This window comes from Massilia sp. UYP11 (genome assembly GCF_050434805.1).
GTDB lineage: Bacteria > Pseudomonadota > Gammaproteobacteria > Burkholderiales > Burkholderiaceae_D > Telluria.
Genome location: NZ_JBNDJE010000003.1, coordinates 338,418 through 355,667, shown reverse-complemented (window position 1 = coordinate 355,667; position 17,250 = coordinate 338,418). Strand labels below are relative to the sequence as shown.

At 67.9% G+C, this 17,250-nt stretch carries 14 protein-coding genes; 12 read left to right on the top strand and 2 right to left on the bottom strand.

All coding sequences use genetic code 11. The features are described 5' to 3' along the window. Window positions 1-5 precede the first annotated feature (5 nt). Complete coding sequence (locus tag ABIB38_RS08255; protein ID WP_429203277.1) at window positions 6-980, bottom strand: NADPH:quinone oxidoreductase family protein; 975 nt, start codon at window positions 978-980, stop codon at window positions 6-8. A gap of 176 nt (window positions 981-1,156) precedes the next feature. Between ABIB38_RS08255 and ABIB38_RS08250 the strand changes: the two genes are divergently transcribed. From ABIB38_RS08250 to ABIB38_RS08210, 9 genes are all read left to right on the top strand, one after another. Next, on the top strand, window positions 1,157-1,765 hold the full coding sequence (locus tag ABIB38_RS08250; protein ID WP_429203276.1) for a toll/interleukin-1 receptor domain-containing protein: 609 nt from the start codon (window positions 1,157-1,159) through the stop codon (window positions 1,763-1,765). 8 nt (window positions 1,766-1,773) lie between these two features. Further along, window positions 1,774-4,260, top strand: a complete 2,487-nt coding sequence (locus tag ABIB38_RS08245; protein ID WP_429203275.1) for a tetratricopeptide repeat protein — start codon at window positions 1,774-1,776, stop codon at window positions 4,258-4,260. 589 nt (window positions 4,261-4,849) lie between these two features. Then, window positions 4,850-5,599: a 5'/3'-nucleotidase SurE gene (gene surE, locus ABIB38_RS08240; RefSeq protein WP_429203274.1), complete on the top strand. Its 750-nt coding sequence runs from the start codon at window positions 4,850-4,852 to the stop codon at window positions 5,597-5,599. Next, complete coding sequence (locus ABIB38_RS08235; RefSeq protein ID WP_429203273.1) at window positions 5,596-6,462, top strand: protein-L-isoaspartate(D-aspartate) O-methyltransferase; 867 nt, start codon at window positions 5,596-5,598, stop codon at window positions 6,460-6,462. The genes surE and ABIB38_RS08235 overlap by 4 nt, the downstream gene beginning before the upstream one ends. 36 nt (window positions 6,463-6,498) lie before the next feature. Continuing rightward, complete coding sequence (locus ABIB38_RS08230) at window positions 6,499-7,374, top strand: peptidoglycan DD-metalloendopeptidase family protein (protein ID WP_429203272.1); 876 nt, start codon at window positions 6,499-6,501, stop codon at window positions 7,372-7,374. A gap of 7 nt (window positions 7,375-7,381) precedes the next feature. After that, complete coding sequence (gene rpoS, locus ABIB38_RS08225; RefSeq protein WP_429203271.1) at window positions 7,382-8,422, top strand: RNA polymerase sigma factor RpoS; 1,041 nt, start codon at window positions 7,382-7,384, stop codon at window positions 8,420-8,422. Between the two features lie 145 nt (window positions 8,423-8,567). Next, complete coding sequence (gene rlmD, locus ABIB38_RS08220) at window positions 8,568-9,980, top strand: 23S rRNA (uracil(1939)-C(5))-methyltransferase RlmD (RefSeq protein ID WP_429203270.1); 1,413 nt, start codon at window positions 8,568-8,570, stop codon at window positions 9,978-9,980. Between the two features lie 145 nt (window positions 9,981-10,125). Then, window positions 10,126-12,045, top strand: coding sequence for a PAS domain-containing protein (locus tag ABIB38_RS08215; RefSeq protein WP_429203269.1), 1,920 nt, complete (start codon window positions 10,126-10,128; stop codon window positions 12,043-12,045). A gap of 34 nt (window positions 12,046-12,079) precedes the next feature. Then, the gene (locus ABIB38_RS08210) at window positions 12,080-13,672 is read left to right on the top strand and encodes a PQQ-dependent sugar dehydrogenase (protein WP_429203268.1); all 1,593 of its coding nucleotides are present in this window, start codon (window positions 12,080-12,082) and stop codon (window positions 13,670-13,672) included. Between the two features lie 46 nt (window positions 13,673-13,718). Here ABIB38_RS08210 and ABIB38_RS08205 read toward each other — a convergent pair whose 3' ends face one another. Then, entirely contained in the window at window positions 13,719-14,405 is a 687-nt protein-coding gene (locus ABIB38_RS08205; RefSeq protein ID WP_429203267.1) for a Bax inhibitor-1/YccA family protein, read from the bottom strand. Between the two features lie 257 nt (window positions 14,406-14,662). On the opposite strand from ABIB38_RS08205, the gene ndk reads away from it, so the two are divergent. From ndk to pilW, 3 genes are all read left to right on the top strand, one after another. Further along, window positions 14,663-15,088 carry a nucleoside-diphosphate kinase gene (ndk, locus tag ABIB38_RS08200; RefSeq protein WP_005666240.1) on the top strand — a complete coding sequence of 142 codons (426 nt, stop codon included), beginning with the start codon at window positions 14,663-14,665 and terminating at the stop codon, window positions 15,086-15,088. Window positions 15,089-15,212: 124 nt separating this feature from the next. After that, complete coding sequence (gene rlmN / locus ABIB38_RS08195) at window positions 15,213-16,382, top strand: 23S rRNA (adenine(2503)-C(2))-methyltransferase RlmN (protein WP_429203266.1); 1,170 nt, start codon at window positions 15,213-15,215, stop codon at window positions 16,380-16,382. Next, window positions 16,382-17,203, top strand: coding sequence for a type IV pilus biogenesis/stability protein PilW (gene pilW, locus ABIB38_RS08190; protein WP_429203265.1), 822 nt, complete (start codon window positions 16,382-16,384; stop codon window positions 17,201-17,203). Before rlmN ends, pilW begins: the two co-directional genes overlap by 1 nt. The last annotated feature ends 47 nt before the right edge of the window (window positions 17,204-17,250 follow it).

Here is a 17,250-nt window from a genome sequence, read left to right as displayed (position 1 = left end):
GCGCGTCAGGGCACGATCACGACCTTGCCGATGACCTTGCGCGCCGCCATGTCGTTCAATGCCTGCGCGGTGTCGGCCAGCCGATAGCGCCGCGAGACCAGTGGTTTCAGGGTTCCTGCGGCGATCCAGCCGGTGATGCGCCGCATCGCCGCCAGGTGCGCGTCCCGTTCCTTGCGCGTGAAGTCGCCCCAGAACACGCCCACCACCGACGCCCCCTTCAACAGCATCAGGTTCCACGGCAGGCGCGGGATCTCGCCGGCCGCGAAGCCCACCACCAGGTGGCGCCCGCGCCAGGCGATCGAGCGCAGCGCCGGTTCGCTGTACTTGCCGCCCACCGGGTCGAAGACGACGTCCGGGCCGTGGCCATCGGTGGCGGCGCGGATCGCTTCGCGCAAGTCCCCTGCCTCGTAATCGATCAGCACGTCGGCCCCGTGCGCCTTGCACGCCGCCAGTTTCTCGTCGCTGGACGCGGCCGCGATCACGCGCGCGCCGAGGGCCTTGCCGATCTCGATCGCGGCCAGGCCGACGCCGCCGGCAGCGCCCAGCACCAGCATGGTCTCGCCGGCCTGCAAGGCGCCGCGGTCGGCGACCGCATGGTACGCGGTGCCGTAGGTGAGCGTGATCGCGGCCGCGACCTCGAAGTCCATATCGTCCGGCATGGGGAGGAAGGCGCTGCCTGGCGCCACGGCCTGCTCGGCGAACGCGCCGGTGCGGGTGAAGCCGATCACGCGCTGGCCGGGAACGAGGTCGCGCACGCCGGCGCCGACGGCGCGCACCACGCCCGCGAACTCGTTGCCCGGCGTGAAGGGAAGGGGAGGACGCACCTGGTACTTGCCCTGGACCGTCAGCACGTCGGGGAAGTTGACGCCGGCCGCCTTCACGTCCACCACGACGTCGTCGGGACCGGCGACCGGCGCCGGCAGGTCCTCGAGCACCAGGCTGTCTGGCGGTCCCCAAGCGGTGCAGCGTACGGCTTTCATTGCTTCCTCACAGTCTATTAGCGGAGTTATTGGCGGGGCGAATTATGCCCTAAGAAAGAGAGCGAATCTTCGTCCGCAAGGCCTGTGTCCGCTTGTCCGTCCGCAAAGCCGGCAGGGGACCGCGCGCTAGAGTCTTGAGATGCGGGCGCCGCGCGCGCCAGGACCAGAGGACAAGCATGGCAATCCGTTACGGTTGTTTCTTCAGTTACGCCCACGGCCGACACGCGCTGATGCAGCGCTTCAAGTCGGCCCTGGCCGACGCCCTGCGCTGCTATCTCGAACCTTACTTCGACAACGAAAACGAACTGTTTATCGATACCGAGCAGCTGGGCGGCGGCGACGACCTCGACCGCAAGATCGCACGCGCGATGTGCGAAAGCGTCTGCATGATCCTCATCTACACGCCCAAGTACGAGGCCCACGCCTACACGCGGCGCGAGTACGAGGCCATGCGCCTGATCGAGGCCGAGCGCGCCAGGTGGTATGCGCTGCCGAGCCGCCTGATCATCCCGGTCGTCATGACGCGCCACCCCGAATCGCTGCCGCCCCAGATCAGCGACGCGCGCTTCTACGTCGATTTCTCGCACTACACGATGGCCACGCCCGACCTGATGTCGAATCCAGACTTCTTGCCAGACATTGACAAGATGGTCAAGCGGATCGCAGCCCACTACGCATGTCAAAAAAAGCATGTGCCGCTCGACCACGACTGCAACCAATTCGTGCTTCCCGCTGTCCCACCCGAATGGCGCGATGTTCCAGAACTTACGTTTCCAAAAGAATGAGGAGCCATATGGACCAACAAGGTATCTCGCTCCAGCCGCTGGCCATGCCGGGCGCGGTGACGAGCTTCTATGCCTACGAGGGCGGCGCGGCGCGCAATGCCGTGCTGGCGGCGCTGGCGCTGCAGCTGGCGGGTGGGGACGCCGAGGCGCCGGTGCTGGTGATCGACTGGGATCTCGAGGCGCCGGCGCTGCACCGCCACTTCGCGGCGCCGGCCGATGAACCGTTTGCCGGCCCGCCTGTCGCCCTGCATGGCGCCGGGCCGGCGCCCGCCCACCCGGCGGCGCCTCCGGTCGCGCATGCCGCCGGCGACGACGCGGACGACCCGGCCCGGCCCGGGCTGCTCGAGTTCTTCGAGGCCTGCCGCGCGCGGCTGCGCAACACCGCCGGCCGCGGCGAGGAGCTGGCCGACCGCGTGATCGACGGCGTCGGCTGGCAGGCCTATCTCGAACGCGCCGACGGGCGCCGCCCGCTGTACCTGCTGCGCGCCGGACGCTTCGACGACAGCTATGCCGAACGCGCGGGCCGGCTCGATTACGCAGCCCTGTTCGACGCCTGTCCCGCGCTGTTCCGCCGCTTCGCGGCGCGCCTGGCGCAGCATTTCGGCCACGTGCTGGTCGCCACCGCGGCCGGGCGCTCGGCCGCCGTCAGCGTGTGCTCGACCCTGGTGCCCGACCGCCTGGTGGGCCTGTTCACGCCGGCGCCGGGCAGCATCGAAGGCATCGAAGGCGTGCTGCGGCGTGCAATCGATTACCGCTGCACCCATGAAGAAGAACAGCGTCCGCTGCTGCTCTATCCGCTGGCCTGCTCGGCCGACGGCGCGCGCAGCGATCCGCACGCACGCTGGCGACGCGGCGATGCGCGCCAGGGCCCGGGTTACCAGCCGCGCTTCGAGGCGTTGCTGCGCGCCAGCTATGGCTGGTCGCGCGTCAATCTCGACAGCTGGTTCGACGAGACCCAGCTGGCGCTGGCCGACGCCTTGTCCACCGCCGGCCCGGCCGGCGACCGCCGGGCGCTGGCGCGCCATGCCGCGCTGCTCGCCGAGTGGCTGGCGCCGGGGCGCTTCCCCTGGCAGTCGCTGGCCGAAGTGCGCCTGCGCGCCGCGGTCGCACAGGCGCGCCGTCAGGCCAGTGGCGACGAGATCGGCTCGCCGTCGCTGGCCGAACACCTCGGCCGCCTGGGCGAGCTGTGCCGCCGCGAGCGGCGCCGCGACGAGGCCCGCGCCTGTCTCGAAGAAAGCCTGGCCCTGCGCGAGCGCCTGCTCGGCGACGACCATGCGGCCACGCGCCAGGGCCGCGCCGCGCTGGCCGCGCTCCTGCTCGACGGCGGCGCGTTGCCAGAGGCGCGCCGCCACTACGACCTGCTGGTCCAGTCCTGCGCGCGCAAGGCCGGCCTTGAAGCGCCCGAGACGCTGGCGGCGCGCTCGCAGCTGGCGCGGGTGCTGGCCGCGCTGGGCGAGGGCGAGCGGGCGCTGGCGCTGCACGAGCAGGTGGTCTCCACCAGCGAACGCGCGCTCGGCGCCGAACACCCGTGCACGCTCGACTGCCTCGAAGACCTGGCGCACAGTCTGGTGCAGCAGCGCGAATTCGGACGCGCCCGGATCGTGGTCGAGCGGGTGCTCGACGCGCGTCGCCGGCGCCAGGGCAGCGAGCATGCCGACACCCTGCGCTGCGGCCAGCGGCTGGCGCTGCTGCTGGGCGAGACGGGCGAACTGGGCAACGCGCGCCGCATGCTCGAATCGGTGTTGCGGGCCTACGAGCGGCACGATGGCCTGGACGCCGCCGGCACGCTGTCGGCGCGCGAGGCGCTGGCCGAGATCCTGGCTGCCCAGGGCGACCTGGCGGCGGTACGCAGCATCCAGGAATCGCTGGCGCGCACCCGCGAGCGGCACCTGGGGGCTGGCCATCCTGAAACGCTCAATATGCAGCTGCGGCTGGCCTCGACCCTGGGCCAGCAGGGCGAGGCCGAAGCCGCGCGCCGCCTGCGCGAACAGGTGGCCGAGCTGCGCCAGCACCTGCGTGAAGTCGAAGGCGCGCCGCCCGATGCCGCGCCGGCGCAGGCAGGGCAAATGCGGGCACAGGCCGGGGCATCCGGCGCCAGCCTGTCGCCGGACTACGTGGCGCACGGCATGCCATCGTCGTCGACTGCGGCGAACGGCATTGCGGCGCACGGCCATCATGAATTGCCGGCATCGCGCGAGCACGCCGAAACCAGTCAGGCGGCCGACAACCTGGGCCACAAGCTCACCGAGCTGCAGAACCTGATCGACAGCCGCAGTCCCGAAGAAGCCAGGGCGCTGGCCGACAGCCTGCGCACCTCGGTGCTCAAGCCCAGCGCCTCCCATCCGCTGCGTCGGCGCGGCGCCGCCATGATCAAGCAGGTCTATCTGCAAGAGGGCGACAAGGACGCGCTGCTGTCCTTCACCCAGGACGAAGTGTCGCTGCTCGAAGGCGCCTTGATCGAGGCGGCGCGCGACAATCCGATGACGATGCGCTGAAAGCGCGGCGCGCTCTGCGCCGGCATTGACGCCCGGCGCCGCTCCGGGCGAGTGCTTGCACCGGCGCCCGTTCGCACGCGCCGGCTCGTCGGCCGCCGGATCGCCGGCACGCCGGCCCGCTCAACCGCAGACCGCCAGCCCACCGGGCCGCCGGCCCGCTCACCCGCAGACCGCCAGCCCACCGGGCCGCCGGCCCGCTCACCCGCAGACCGCCAGCCCACCGGGCCGCCGGGCCGCGCCTCGCCGCCTTGCCGGCCTGCGCGCCCGAGGCCGTCGCCCCCGGCCTGCCGGCAGGCAACCGCCATCGACTCCCGACGCCAGCTCGTCGCCGCCCGTCGACTGCACATCGACCTGCGCCGACATGTCATTGCCAGCGCGCGTCACGCCCCCCAATTAACGGCGCGACAAGCCACTTGCCAGGATGGCATCGCAGGAATGTCGCCGAGCTTGCCAGCCTTTCCAGTAAACTGTCGCATGGCTGCTGCACTGTTATAAGATGGTCCATTGACCGTCCCGGATCGTGAAATCCTGGCGTGAAATTCTCATGTCGGGTATCGATACGGGCGTTGCTTCAGGTAAAATCTCCGCCATGCGAATCTTGATCAGCAACGATGACGGTTATCTGGCGCCCGGGCTGGCCGCGCTGGCGGACGCGCTCGCGCCGATCGCCGACATCGTCGTCGTCGCCCCCGACAGCAATCGCTCCGGCGCGTCGAATTCGCTGACCCTGGACCGGCCGTTGTCGGTCTACAAATCGGCCAACGGCTACTATTTCACCAATGGCACGCCGACCGACTGCGTGCACATCGCCCTGACCGGCATGTCCGATGCGCCGCCCGATCTGGTGGTTTCTGGTATCAATAATGGCCAGAATATGGGCGACGACACCCTGTATTCCGGCACTGTCGCCGCCGCCACTGAAGCCTTCCTGTTCGGTCTGCCGGCAATCGCCTTCTCGCAGGTGCACGGCGGCTGGGCCCATGTCGATTCGGCCGCCCGGGTGGCGCGCGACATCGTCGAGCGTTTCGCCGCCGGTGGCTTCGACATGCTGCCCAAGCCCTTCCTGCTGAACGTGAACATCCCGAACCTGCCGTACGAGGACATCGGCCCGCTGACGCCGACCCGCCTCGGACGCCGCCACCAGGCCGAACCCGTGATCCGTGCGCAGGATCCGCGCGGCCGCGAGATCTTCTGGATCGGCGCGCCCGGCGCCTGCCGCGACGCGGGCGAGGGCACCGACTTCCACGCGACCGCGCAGGGCCGCGTGTCGATCACGCCGCTGCAGATCGACCTGACCCACAAGACCCAGTTGGCCCTGCTGGCGGGAGGGCTGGCATGAAGGATGCGCGACCGAACTTTCCGCTGCCGCTGTCCTCGGTGACGAGCGGCGCGCGCAAGCCCGGCACGCCGGCGCCGGTGCAGACGCCGCAGACCGCCACCCGCAACGCCACCACCTATACCGGCGCCAGGACGCCGCCGTCCCCAGGCCCGGCGCCGCGCACGCCCGGCTATGTGCAGGTGGCCGGCAGCGCGCCGGCTGCCCGGCGTTCCGACCTGGAGGCCACCGAAGCGGTGCGGCGCGCGATGGTGGGCCGAATCGCGCGCCAGGGCGTGGCCGATCCGCAGGTCCTGAGGGCGATGGAAACCGTGCCGCGCCACCTGTTCATCGAACCGGCCATGTCGGGCCAGGCCTACGTCGACGCCTCGCTGCCGATCGGCCACAACCAGACGATTTCCCAGCCCTATATCGTGGCCCGCATGATAGAAGCAATGCGCGAAGCGATGCCTCCCGGCGCCATGCTGGGAAAAGTGCTGGAGATCGGCACCGGCTGCGGCTACCAGGCCGCGGTCCTGTCGTTCGTCGCAAAAGATGTGTATTCGATCGAGCGCATCAGGCCCTTGCACGAGCTCGCGAAGACCAACCTGCGGCCGCTGCGGATATCGAACCTGCGTTTGCAGTATGGGGATGGTATGCTAGGCTTGCCACAGGTCGCGCCTTTCGATGGCATTATCCTCGCCGCCGCCGGCCTCGAGGTGCCGCGGGCCTTGCTCGAGCAGCTGGCCATCGGCGCGCATCTCGTGGCGCCGGTCGGCGCCCAGGTCCAGCACCTGCACCGTATCACCCGCACCGGCAAATCCGAGTGGACCAGCGAAATGCTGGAAGCGTGCCACTTCGTGCCGCTGCGCCCAGGCACCATCTGAAACCCCGTTGTACGCCGTAAATACAAAAGAATGCCAATGACACAAGCACCGCGTTTAGCCCTCCTGACGATCTTCATCGGCCTCATGGCCGGTTGTTCCACCACTACCCGCCAGGCGCCGGTCGTCGAGCGCCCCGTCAGCGCCGCGCCAAGCCGGCCAGCTCCCGCACGCGTGGAAGAAGCGCCGAAACAGGACGAGCGCGGCATGTACACCGTGCGCAAGGGCGACACCCTGCTGCGCATTGCGCTCGACTTCGGCCAGAATTACCGCGACCTGGTGACCTGGAACCACCTGGCCAATCCGGACGACATCAAGGTTGGCCAGGTATTGCGCGTGACCCAGCCGGAAGGCGAGCGCACCGCGAATGTGCAGACCCAGCCGGTGCCGATGCCGCCGTCGGCCAGCGTGCCGCGCAAGACCGAGCCGCGCGCCGACAAGACCCCCTACAGCGAAGGCAAGGTGGCTGCCGCCACGCCGCCGGCCACCACCGCTCCGGCCGCGCCGCCGGCGCCTGCGAGCTCGGCCCCGGCCACCAGCGACGAAGCGCGCCTGAGCTGGATGTGGCCCTCGGAAGGCCGCGTCATCGCCACCTTCGACGATGGCCGCAACAAGGGAATCGACATCGCCGGCAAGCTGGGCCAACCAGTGGTCGCCGCCGGTTCGGGCAAGGTAATGTATGCTGGCAGTGGCATCCGCGGTTATGGTAATCTCGTCATCGTCAAGCACAGCAACAGCCTGTTGTCCGCGTATGCCCACAACCGCAAGATCGTGGTCAAGGAGGGTGACAACGTGAGCCGTGGCCAGATGATCGCCGAGATGGGCGACTCCGATGCCGATGCGGTCAAGTTGCATTTCGAGATTCGCCAGCAGGGCAAGCCGGTCGACCCGACGAGGTTCTTGCCCGTTCGTTAGGAACGGTATGACGCACCCGCCGCACTCGCTGGACCAGGAGGATACGGACGAGTTTCCGGATGAGCCGGAAAGCGAGCGCGCGCATGCTGACGACGAGACCGACCGGGTCGGGCGCATCGACGGCGCGGCCGGCGTGGCGGGCGAGGAAGCGCTCGCGTGCCACGCCAGCACCGAGACGGTCGACGAGTTGCGCAAGGTCTTGCAGGCCGAGCTCGCGACCGACACTACCCAGCACTACCTGAACCAGATCGGCGCCAGGCCGCTCCTCACGCCCGGCGAGGAAGTCCACTTCGCCACCCTGGCGAAGTCCGGCGACTTCGGCGCGCGCCAGAAGATGATCGAGCATAACCTGCGCCTGGTCGTCTCGATCGCCAAGCACTACATCAACCGCGGCGTGGTCCTGCTCGACCTGATCGAGGAGGGCAATATCGGCCTGATGCGCGCCATCGACAAGTTCGAGCCCGAGCGCGGCTTTCGTTTCTCGACCTATGCCACCTGGTGGATCCGCCAGAGCATCGAGCGCGCCATCATGAACCAGGCCCGCACCGTGCGCCTGCCGGTGCACATGGTGCGCGAGCTCAACGGCGTGCTGCGCGCCAAATACCACCTCGAGGCCCAGAAGCACGACGGCAAGGAAGCCTCGAGCGAGGACATCGCCAGCCTGGTCGGCCGCCCGGTCGAGGAAGTGCAAGACATCCTGACCCTGTCCGAGCACGCGACCTCGCTCGATGCGCCGCTCGACAACGATCCGCAATCGAGCCTGATGGACATGCTGCCCGACGACGGCGAAGGCAGTCCCGACGCCCACGCTGAGCAGCAGGAGGTGGCGCTGCTGGTGCGCGACTGGCTGACCCGGCTGCCGGACAAGCAGCGCCTGGTCGTCACCCGCCGTTTCGGCCTCGACAACGACGATCCGGCGACGCTGGAAACCCTGGCCGAAGAGATGGGCGTGACGCGCGAGCGGGTGCGCCAGATCCAGCAGGAAGCGCTGGTCAAGCTCAAGCGCGCGATGGCGGCGCGCGGCGTGGTGCGCGATTCCCTGCTGTGACGGCAAAGCCGTCCGGTAGCGCCCACCCCGATTCCTTGTTATCATGCCCGCCGGGCCGTTTCGGCCATTTTCTTTTTGCGCGGCCGGCCATGCGCGCCCCGCCGGCCGGGGCCTGAGCCAGCCTTCACTCCACTTTCTCATCACCATGCAAGAAATCTTCATCGACATCAAATCCCTCGACATGGACGGGCGCGGCGTTGGCCACCTCGAGAACGAGGACGGCTCGCCAGGCAAGGTGGTCTTCGTCGAAGGCGCGCTGCCGGGCGAACGCGTCAGCTTCGAGACGCTGCGCAAGAAGAAGAACTGGGAATCGGGCCGCATGGTCACCCTGCAGCGCGCCTCGTCGATGCGGGTCGAGCCGAAGTGCCGGCATTTCGGCTACTGCGGCGGCTGCTCGATGCAGCACCTGGAGCCGGCTGCGCAGGTGGCGATGAAGGGGCGCGTGCTGGAAGACAACCTGTGGCACCTCGGCAGGGTAAAGGCCGAGATGATCATGCGCCCGATGTACGGCCCGACCTGGGACTACCGCTACCGCGCGCGCCTGTCGGTGCGCCACGTGCCGAAGAAGGGCGGCATCCTGGTCGGCTTCCATGAGCGCGCCTCGTCCTATGTCGCCGACATCACCACCTGCGAGATCCTGCCGGACCACGTCGCACGCCTGCTGGTGCCGCTGCGCGAGCTGATCGGCGCCCTGTCGATCTACAGCCAGGTGCCGCAGATCGAGGTGGCGATCGGAGAAGAGACGACGGTGCTGGTGCTGCGCATCATGGCGCCGCTCAGCGCCGCCGACGAGACCCTGCTGAAAGCCTTCGCCGACGGGTGGGAAATCCAGTGGTGGCTGCAGCCGAAGGGCCCGGACACGGCCTATCCGTTCTACCCGTTGGGCAAGGAACTGGTTTACACGCTGCCCGAGTTCGGCATCCGCATGCCGTTCAAGCCGACCGACTTCACCCAGGTGAACCACCACATCAACCGCGTGCTGGTGTCGAAGGCGCTGCGCCTGCTGGACGTGCAGAAGGACGACCGCGTGGCCGACCTGTTCTGCGGCCTGGGCAACTTCACGCTGCCGCTGGCAACCCAGGCGCGCGAGGTGGTCGGCATCGAGGGCAGCACGGCGCTCACCACGCGCGCGCTGGAGAACGCCAGGGCAAACGGCCTGGCCGGGAAGACCGCGTTCTCCACCCGTAACCTGTTCGAAGTCACCAAAGCCGACCTGGTGGCGCTGGGCCGTTTCGAGCGCATGCTGATCGATCCGCCGCGCGACGGCGCCATGGCCCTGGCGCAGGCGCTGGCCGAACTGCGCGAGACCCACGAACACCTGATGCCGCAGCGCATCGTCTACGTCTCGTGCAGCCCGTCGACCCTGGCGCGCGACGCCGGCATCCTGGTGCACAAGGCGGGCTATGTGATGACGAAGGCGGGGGTGGTGAACATGTTCCCCCACACCTCGCACGTCGAATCGATCGGCGTGTTCGAGCTGGGCGACAAGCCGGCGCGCCCCGCCGATGGCGCGGCCTATGTGCCGGCCGACGTGCCCGCGACGCCGGACCTCGCCTGAGGGCCGCGAGCGGCGGGATCATGCCGCCGGCCCGGTTCTGCCGGGCCGGCGGTTTGACGTTTTGGCCAGCAGCTGCTACGGATGAGCGACACCGTACAGACCAGCCTATCCATCTCGGTTTTACTGTAGGGAAACAGAGGTGCGTATGGACATGACCAAACACGGCGATCACGACGGGCGTCAAGGCGCGCGTTTCTGGCGGTTTTCCCAGGAGTTGCTGGTCGTCGTCGCGCGCGATGGGACGATCGAAGCGGTCAATCCGGCATGGCTCCGGCTGCTGGGCTATGCCGACGACGAGATCGTCGGCCGCAAGTTCATCGAGTTCACTCATCCGGCCGACCTGGACGCGACGCTGGCCGTGTTCGCGGGCGTGCTTGAGCGCCCCCTGGTGACGCCCCATGAATACCGCTTGCGCCACAAGGACGGCTCATGGCGCTGGTTCGGCTGGACCGGCGCCTTCCAGGAGGGCAGGGTGGTTGCCGCCGGGCGCGACCAGACGCACGGGCGCCGGCGCGAGACAGCCTTGCAGGACGCCGAGGACTTTACCCGCCTTGCCCTGCGCTCGGTAGGCGGCGTCGGCATCTGGACCGCCGACCTGCAGGCGCGCACCTGCACCTGCGATGCCGCGATCGCCGACCTGTATGGCGTGGAGCCGGTGCGCGCCGCCGGCGGCGTGCCGGTCGAGGAACTCATGGCCAACGTCCATCCGGACGATCGTCCGGGACTGATGGCCGAGATCGCGGGCAGCCTCACCTCGGGCAAGGACGCGAACTTCGAATACCGCCTGCTGCATCCCGACGGCGCCGTGCGCTGGGTGCATTCGCGCTGGCGCACCTATCTCGACGAGCACGGGCAGCCGCTGCGCCGCACCGGCATCGGGATCGAGACGACGGCCCAGCGCAACCTGGAAGAGCAGCTGCGCCAGGCTCAAAAAATGGAGGCCGTGGGGCAGCTCACCGGCGGCCTGGCCCACGACTTCAACAACCTGCTGGCGGGGATCACCGGCGCGCTCGACCTGATGCAGATCCGGATGCGCCAGGGGCGTTTCAGCGATTTCGAGCGCTACGTCGCGGTGGCGCAGGGCGCCGCTCGCCGCGCCGCCGCGCTCACGCACCGCCTGCTGGCCTTCTCGCGGCGCCAGACGCTGGCGCCGACGCCGATTGACGTTAATGCGCTGGTGTCCGGCATGGAAGAACTCATCCGGCGCACCATCGGGCCCCAGATCACGCTCGAGGTGGTCGGCGCGGTCGGACTGTGGCCGACCCTGGTCGATGCCGGCCAGCTCGAGAACGCCTTGCTGAACCTGTGCATCAACGCGCGCGACGCCATGCCCGACGGCGGCCGCATCACGATCGAGACCGCCAACAAATGGCTCGATTACTCGGCTTCCAGGACGCATGACATCCCGGAAGGCCAGTACCTGTCGCTGTGCGTGACCGATATCGGCACCGGCATGACGCCGGAGATCGTGGCCAAGGTGTTCGAACCGTTCTTCACCACCAAGCCGATGGGCGAGGGCACCGGTCTGGGCCTGTCGATGATCCATGGTTTCGCGCGCCAGTCGGGCGGCCAGGTGCGCATTTATTCCGAGCTGGGGAAGGGCACCACGGTGTGCATCTACCTGCCGCGCTATTATGGCGAACTCAAGCCGGAAGACATCGGCCTGCCGCCGGCGCCGCAAGCGCCGGCCGGCCAGGGCGAGACGGTGCTGGTGGTCGACGACGAGCCGTCGGTGCGCATGCTCGTGACCGAGGTGCTGGAAGACCTGGGCTACGTGGCGCTGGAGGCGGCCGACAGCGTGGCCGGACTCAAGCTGCTGCAGTCGGATGCGCGCATCGACCTGCTGGTGACCGACGTCGGCCTGCCCGGCGGCATGAACGGGCGCCAGATGGCCGAAGCCGGCATCGAGCGCAGGCCAGGGCTGAAGGTATTGTTCATCACCGGCTACGCCGAGAACAGCCTGATCGGCAACGGCCACCTGATGCCGGGGATGCAGGTGCTGACCAAGCCGTTCGCGCTGGACGCGCTGGCGGTGCGGATCAAGGAACTGGTCGCGGTGCGATGACGCGTCCGGCCCGCGCAACATCGGAAGGAATCGAATGAAACACCTCACCCGGCACCTCGCCGCCTGGCTTGCCGCCGCGGTGGCCACGGCGGCCGTCGCCAGCGTCGTGCAGACGCAGATCAATCTCGGCGAACTCACCGCGCTCGGTGCGCCGGTCGGCCTGGCGGAGCGGCTGCGGGCCACCCTGGGCGACCTGGCCGGCTTTGGCGCGGTCATGACCGGCATCGCGCTGGTCGCGCTGTTGCCGGCGTTCGGCGCCGGGCACCTGCTGGCGCAACGCGCGCCGTCACCCTGGCGCAGCGCCATCTTCGCGCTGGCGGCGGTCGTGGCCCTGTGGGTGGCGTTCTGGCTGATGCTGCACGTGATTCCCATGCCGGCCATCGCCGCGACCCGCGGCGCCGCCGACCATGCGCTGATGGCCGCGACGGGGTTCGTCGGCGGCCTGCTGTATGCCCGCATGAGCGCGCCGGCGCGCGGCCCCGGCAAGCGGCGGCGCCACGCGGCGCTGGCGGCCATGCTGGCGCTGGTGCCGGCCTTGCTGTTCCTCGTGACGTCGCCCGGCGCGGCCGGGCGGCTCGATGCGGTCGATCCGGCCAGCTACCGCGTCGCGACGGTCGCGCGGGGACTCGAGCGGCCATGGTCGCTGGCCTTCCTGCCGGACGGTCGCCTGCTGGTCACCGAGATGGGCGGGCGCCTGCTTGCCATCGGCGCCGATGGCGGTTCGACGCCGATCGCGACGGACGGCCTGCCGCCGGTGTTCCAGCGTGGCCGCACCATCGGCCTGATGGACGTCGCCATCGATCCCGACTTCGAACGCAACGGCTTGCTGTACCTGACGATGGGCCACGGCGGGGAGGGCGCCAACGGCACGCGCCTGGTGCGCGCCAGGCTGGCGGGCGAGCGGCTCGCGGACGTCCGGGTGCTGTTCAGCTCCACGCCGAAGCCGCGCGCCGGCAACAACGGCGGCCGCATCGCCTTCCTGCCGGACGGCACGCTGGCGCTGACGGTCGGCGACGGCAACTGGCGCCGCGAAGAGGCGCAAAACCCGGCCAATCACCTGGGCACGGTCGTCAGGCTCGACCGCGAAGGCAGGGCGCCGGCCGACAATCCTTTCGTCAACCGCCCCGGCGCCGCGCCCGAGATCTACAGCCTCGGTCATCGCAATGCGCAGGGCATCGCCGTCGATCCGGCCAATGGCGACCTGCTGCTCACCGAACACGGCGCCCGTGGCGGCGACGAGATCAACCGGATCGCGGCAGGCAAGAACTACGGCTGGCCGCTGGTCACGGCCGGCATCGACTATCCGTTCGGGCGCGTCACGCCGTTTCGCCGCCTGGCGGGCTTCGAAGCGCCGCTGCTGGAATGGACGCCGTCGATCGCGCCGGCGGGCCTGGCGGTCTACCGGGGCGACCAGTTCCCCGGGTGGCGCGGCGACCTCCTGGTGCCGGCGCTGAAGGCGCGCGCGGTTTACCGTGTCGTGCGCGATGGGGGCAGGATCGTCGGCCAGCAGACGCTGTTGGCGGAACTGAACCAGCGCATGCGCGACGTCAAGGTCGGCCCTGACGGCGCGATCTACGTCCTGACCGATGGTCTGGATGCCAGCCTGCTGCGTGTGACGCGCCCATGAAAAAACCGGCCCGCGGGCCGGTTTCTTGTCGAGAGACAGCGATCGGTCAGTCGTCGCCGCCCACGATGCCCAGCAGGCGCAGCAGGCTGGTGAAGATGTTGAATACGCTCAGGTAGATCGACAGGGTGGCGGTGACGTAGTTGGTCTCGCCGCCGTTGACGATGCGCTGCACGTCATACAGGATGAAGGCCGAGAAGATGCCGATCGCCAGGACCGAGATCACGATCGACATCACCGACATCTGCAGGAAGATGTTGGCGACGACGGCCAGCAGCAGGACGACGACGCCGGCCATCAGCCAGCTGCCCATGCCCGAGAAATCGCGCTTGGTGGTGGTGGCGATGCTGGCCATCACGGCGAACACGGCGGCGGTGCCGCCGAAGGCGGTCATGATCAGGCTGGCGCCGTTCGAGTAATTGAGCGTGTGGGTCAGCAGCGGCGCCAGCATCAGGCCCATGAAGAAGGTGAAGCCGAGCAGCAGGGCGACGCCCAGGCTGGAATCCTTGTTCTTCTGGATGGCCCACATGAAGCCGAAAGCGATCGCGAGGAAGATCACGAAGCCCATGATGCCGGTGAAGGCGATGCCCAGGGACATGCCGGCAACCGCGCCGAGCACGGTAGGAATCATCGACAGCGCCAGCAGCCAATACGTGTTGCGTAACACTTTGTTACGCGTGGCCTGACCACCCTTGCTCAGGTCGATGGTACTTTGCTGTTGGGTACTAGGGTACATATAGTGCCTCCGGTTTAGATAAATGGTACGTGCGAGTGCTACGCAAGGTACGTCACGTTGATCCTAACTCATTTTTCTTAACTGAAGATGAAGAACAGATCACATTGGACGGACTTTTGCCGCCACTGTAACACCATGCTTGCCACTACCGCAATATCGGAGATCCGGGGCAGGTATGGTAAAATTGAAGGTTGATTGAGTCTCAAAGTTCACGCGAATTTCTCAGTTCATAACCTTTCACTTATTGGAGTTTTCTCATGGCAATCGAACGCACCCTGTCCATCATCAAGCCGGACGCAGTTGCAAAAAACGTGATCGGCAAGATCTATAGCCGTTTCGAAGAAGCCGGCCTGAAGATCGTGGCTGCCCGCATGGTGCAACTGTCGCGCGCTGAAGCCGAAGGCTTCTACGCAGTGCACGCCGCGCGTCCGTTCTTCAAGGACCTGGTCGACTTCATGATCTCGGGGCCGGTGATGATCCAGGTGCTGGAAGGCGAAGGCGCGATCCTGAAAAACCGCGACCTGATGGGCGCTACCGATCCGAAGAAAGCCGACGCCGGCACCATCCGCGCCGACTTCGCCGACTCGATCGACGCCAATGCCGTCCACGGTTCGGACGCTGCCGAAACCGCGGCTGTGGAAATCGCTTACTACTTCCCGGCGCTGAACGTCTACTCGCGTTAATTAGTAAGGGGGAGCGCAGTCCGGGCGTTCCCCGGTGTACTTCCCCGGACTAATTTAAATGAGTAACCCGCTTGCCCGCAGCCCAGGGCTGGCGCAAGCGGGTTCAGGAATATAGGATTACATCATGACTACTCTCACCAATTTGCTGGACTTTGATCCCGCGCAACTCGTCGCCTACTGCGCCGACTTGGGTGAGAAACCGTTCCGCGCCAAGCAGTTGCAACGCTGGATCCACCAGTTCGGAGCAAGCGACTTCGACAGCATGACCGACCTGGCCAAGTCGCTGCGCGAAAAGCTCAGGTCGCGCGCCGAAGTGCGTGCGCCGGCCATCGTGAGCGACAAGACGGCCAGCGACGGCACCCGCAAATGGCTGGTCGACGTCGGCAACGGCAACGCGGTCGAGACCGTGTTCATTCCGGAAGAAAACCGCGGCACGCTGTGCATCTCCACGCAAGCCGGCTGCGCCGTCAACTGCCGTTTCTGCTCGACCGGCAAGCAGGGCTTCAACCGCAACCTGACGGTCGCCGAGATCATCGGCCAGCTGTGGATGGCCGAGTTCGAGCTGCGCCGCACCAAGGGCATCGAGCCGGGTCCGAAAGGCGAGCGCCAGATCACCAACGTGGTGATGATGGGCATGGGCGAGCCGCTGCTGAACTACGAGCCGACCGTCACCGCGCTCAAGATGATGCTCGACGATAACGCCTACGGCCTGTCGCGCCGCCGCGTGACCCTGTCGACCTCGGGCGTGGTGCCGAATATCGACAAGCTGTCGCAGGACGTGCCGGTCGCCATGGCCGTGTCGCTGCACGCCTCGAACGATGCGCTGCGCGACATCCTGGTGCCCCTCAATAAAAAATACCCGCTGCGCGAGCTGATGGCCGCCTGCAAGCGTTATCTCGAATTCGCGCCGCGCGACTTCATCACCTTCGAGTACTGCATGCTCGACGGCTTCAACGACAGCGACGAGCATGCGCGCGAATTGATCGCGCTGGTGAACGATCCGGTGGTCGGCGTGAACTGCAAGTTCAACCTGATCCCGTTCAATCCCTTCCCCGAGTCGGGCCTGACCCGCTCCAAGAACCCGCGCATCAAGGCCTTCGCCGAAGTCCTGATGAACGCCGGCATCGTGACCACCGTGCGCAAGACGCGCGGCGACGACATCGACGCCGCCTGCGGCCAGCTGGCGGGCGAGGTCAAGGACCGCACCCGGGTGGCCGAGCGCATGGAAAAGATGGCCGAGTACCAGAAGAAATTCGGCGCCGACTTCGGCCGCATCGTGGAGATCCCGACCTGATGAAATTCGCCGCCGCCTGGCTCGCATCCGCATCGATCCTGTCCCTCGTTGTGCTGGCCGGCTGCGCCGGCACGGGGCCGGGCGGCGCGGCGACGACGCGCGGCGGCGAACTCAGGACCGCCTCGGACCAGACCGCGCTGGAAAAGCGCGCCTCGATCCGGGTGCAGCTGGCGGTCGGCTACTACCAGGAGGGCAAGCACGAGATCGCCCTCGACGAAGTCAAGCAGGCGCTGGCGGCCGATCCGAACTACGCCGACGCCTATGGCCTGCGGGCCCTGATCTATACGTCGATGGGGCAGTTCCCGCTGGCCGACGAGAACCATCGCCACGCGCTGCGCCTCGAACCGGGCAATCCCGAGTTCGCGAACAACTACGGCACCTTCCTGTGCCAGTCGGTGAACCGGCCGCTCGAGGCGCTGCGGTATTTCGATGCCGCCCTCAAGAATCCCGCCTACCAGACGCCGCTCTCCGCGCTGATCAATGCGGGCGCGTGCAGCATCAAGAACCGGAATCTCGACGCGGCCGAGCGCTACCTGCTCGAGGCCCTGCGCTTGAGCCCGGCGCTGCCGGCCGTGAATGCCGGCCTGGCGCGGGTGTACTACGAGCGGCGCGACATGCAGCGCGCCGGTTTTTTCGTGAATCGCCTGATCGAGACGGCCAGCATCGAGGCACTGCCGGCCGACGCGCTCTGGCTCGCGCTGCGCGTACAGCGCCATCTGGGCGACCGGACCCATGAAGCGACGCTCGCGGCCCAGCTGCGCCGGCGCTTCCCCGGTTCGCCCGAATACGCGGCATTCGAGCGCGGCGCTTTCGACGAGTAGGCACGAAGACAAGCTCAACTAGAAGCTCACACGGACAAGGACGAGGA

What these genes read in the sequence shown, in the direction of transcription:
- ABIB38_RS08215 (WP_429203269.1), top strand. Translation starts at nt 10,126, where the DNA reads ATGGACATGACCAAACACGGCGATCACGACGGGCGTCAAGGCGCGCGT.
- rlmD (WP_429203270.1), top strand. Translation starts at nt 8,568, where the DNA reads ATGCAAGAAATCTTCATCGACATCAAATCCCTCGACATGGACGGGCGC.
- ABIB38_RS08235 (WP_429203273.1), top strand. Translation starts at nt 5,596, where the DNA reads ATGAAGGATGCGCGACCGAACTTTCCGCTGCCGCTGTCCTCGGTGACG.
- surE (WP_429203274.1), top strand. Translation starts at nt 4,850, where the DNA reads ATGCGAATCTTGATCAGCAACGATGACGGTTATCTGGCGCCCGGGCTG.
- rpoS (WP_429203271.1), top strand. Translation starts at nt 7,382, where the DNA reads ATGACGCACCCGCCGCACTCGCTGGACCAGGAGGATACGGACGAGTTT.
- ABIB38_RS08255 (WP_429203277.1), bottom strand. Translation starts at nt 980, where the DNA reads ATGAAAGCCGTACGCTGCACCGCTTGGGGACCGCCAGACAGCCTGGTG.
- rlmN (WP_429203266.1), top strand. Translation starts at nt 15,213, where the DNA reads ATGACTACTCTCACCAATTTGCTGGACTTTGATCCCGCGCAACTCGTC.
- ABIB38_RS08230 (WP_429203272.1), top strand. Translation starts at nt 6,499, where the DNA reads ATGACACAAGCACCGCGTTTAGCCCTCCTGACGATCTTCATCGGCCTC.
- ABIB38_RS08245 (WP_429203275.1), top strand. Translation starts at nt 1,774, where the DNA reads ATGGACCAACAAGGTATCTCGCTCCAGCCGCTGGCCATGCCGGGCGCG.
- ABIB38_RS08210 (WP_429203268.1), top strand. Translation starts at nt 12,080, where the DNA reads ATGAAACACCTCACCCGGCACCTCGCCGCCTGGCTTGCCGCCGCGGTG.
- ABIB38_RS08205 (WP_429203267.1), bottom strand. Translation starts at nt 14,405, where the DNA reads ATGTACCCTAGTACCCAACAGCAAAGTACCATCGACCTGAGCAAGGGT.
- pilW (WP_429203265.1), top strand. Translation starts at nt 16,382, where the DNA reads ATGAAATTCGCCGCCGCCTGGCTCGCATCCGCATCGATCCTGTCCCTC.
- ndk (WP_005666240.1), top strand. Translation starts at nt 14,663, where the DNA reads ATGGCAATCGAACGCACCCTGTCCATCATCAAGCCGGACGCAGTTGCA.
- ABIB38_RS08250 (WP_429203276.1), top strand. Translation starts at nt 1,157, where the DNA reads ATGGCAATCCGTTACGGTTGTTTCTTCAGTTACGCCCACGGCCGACAC.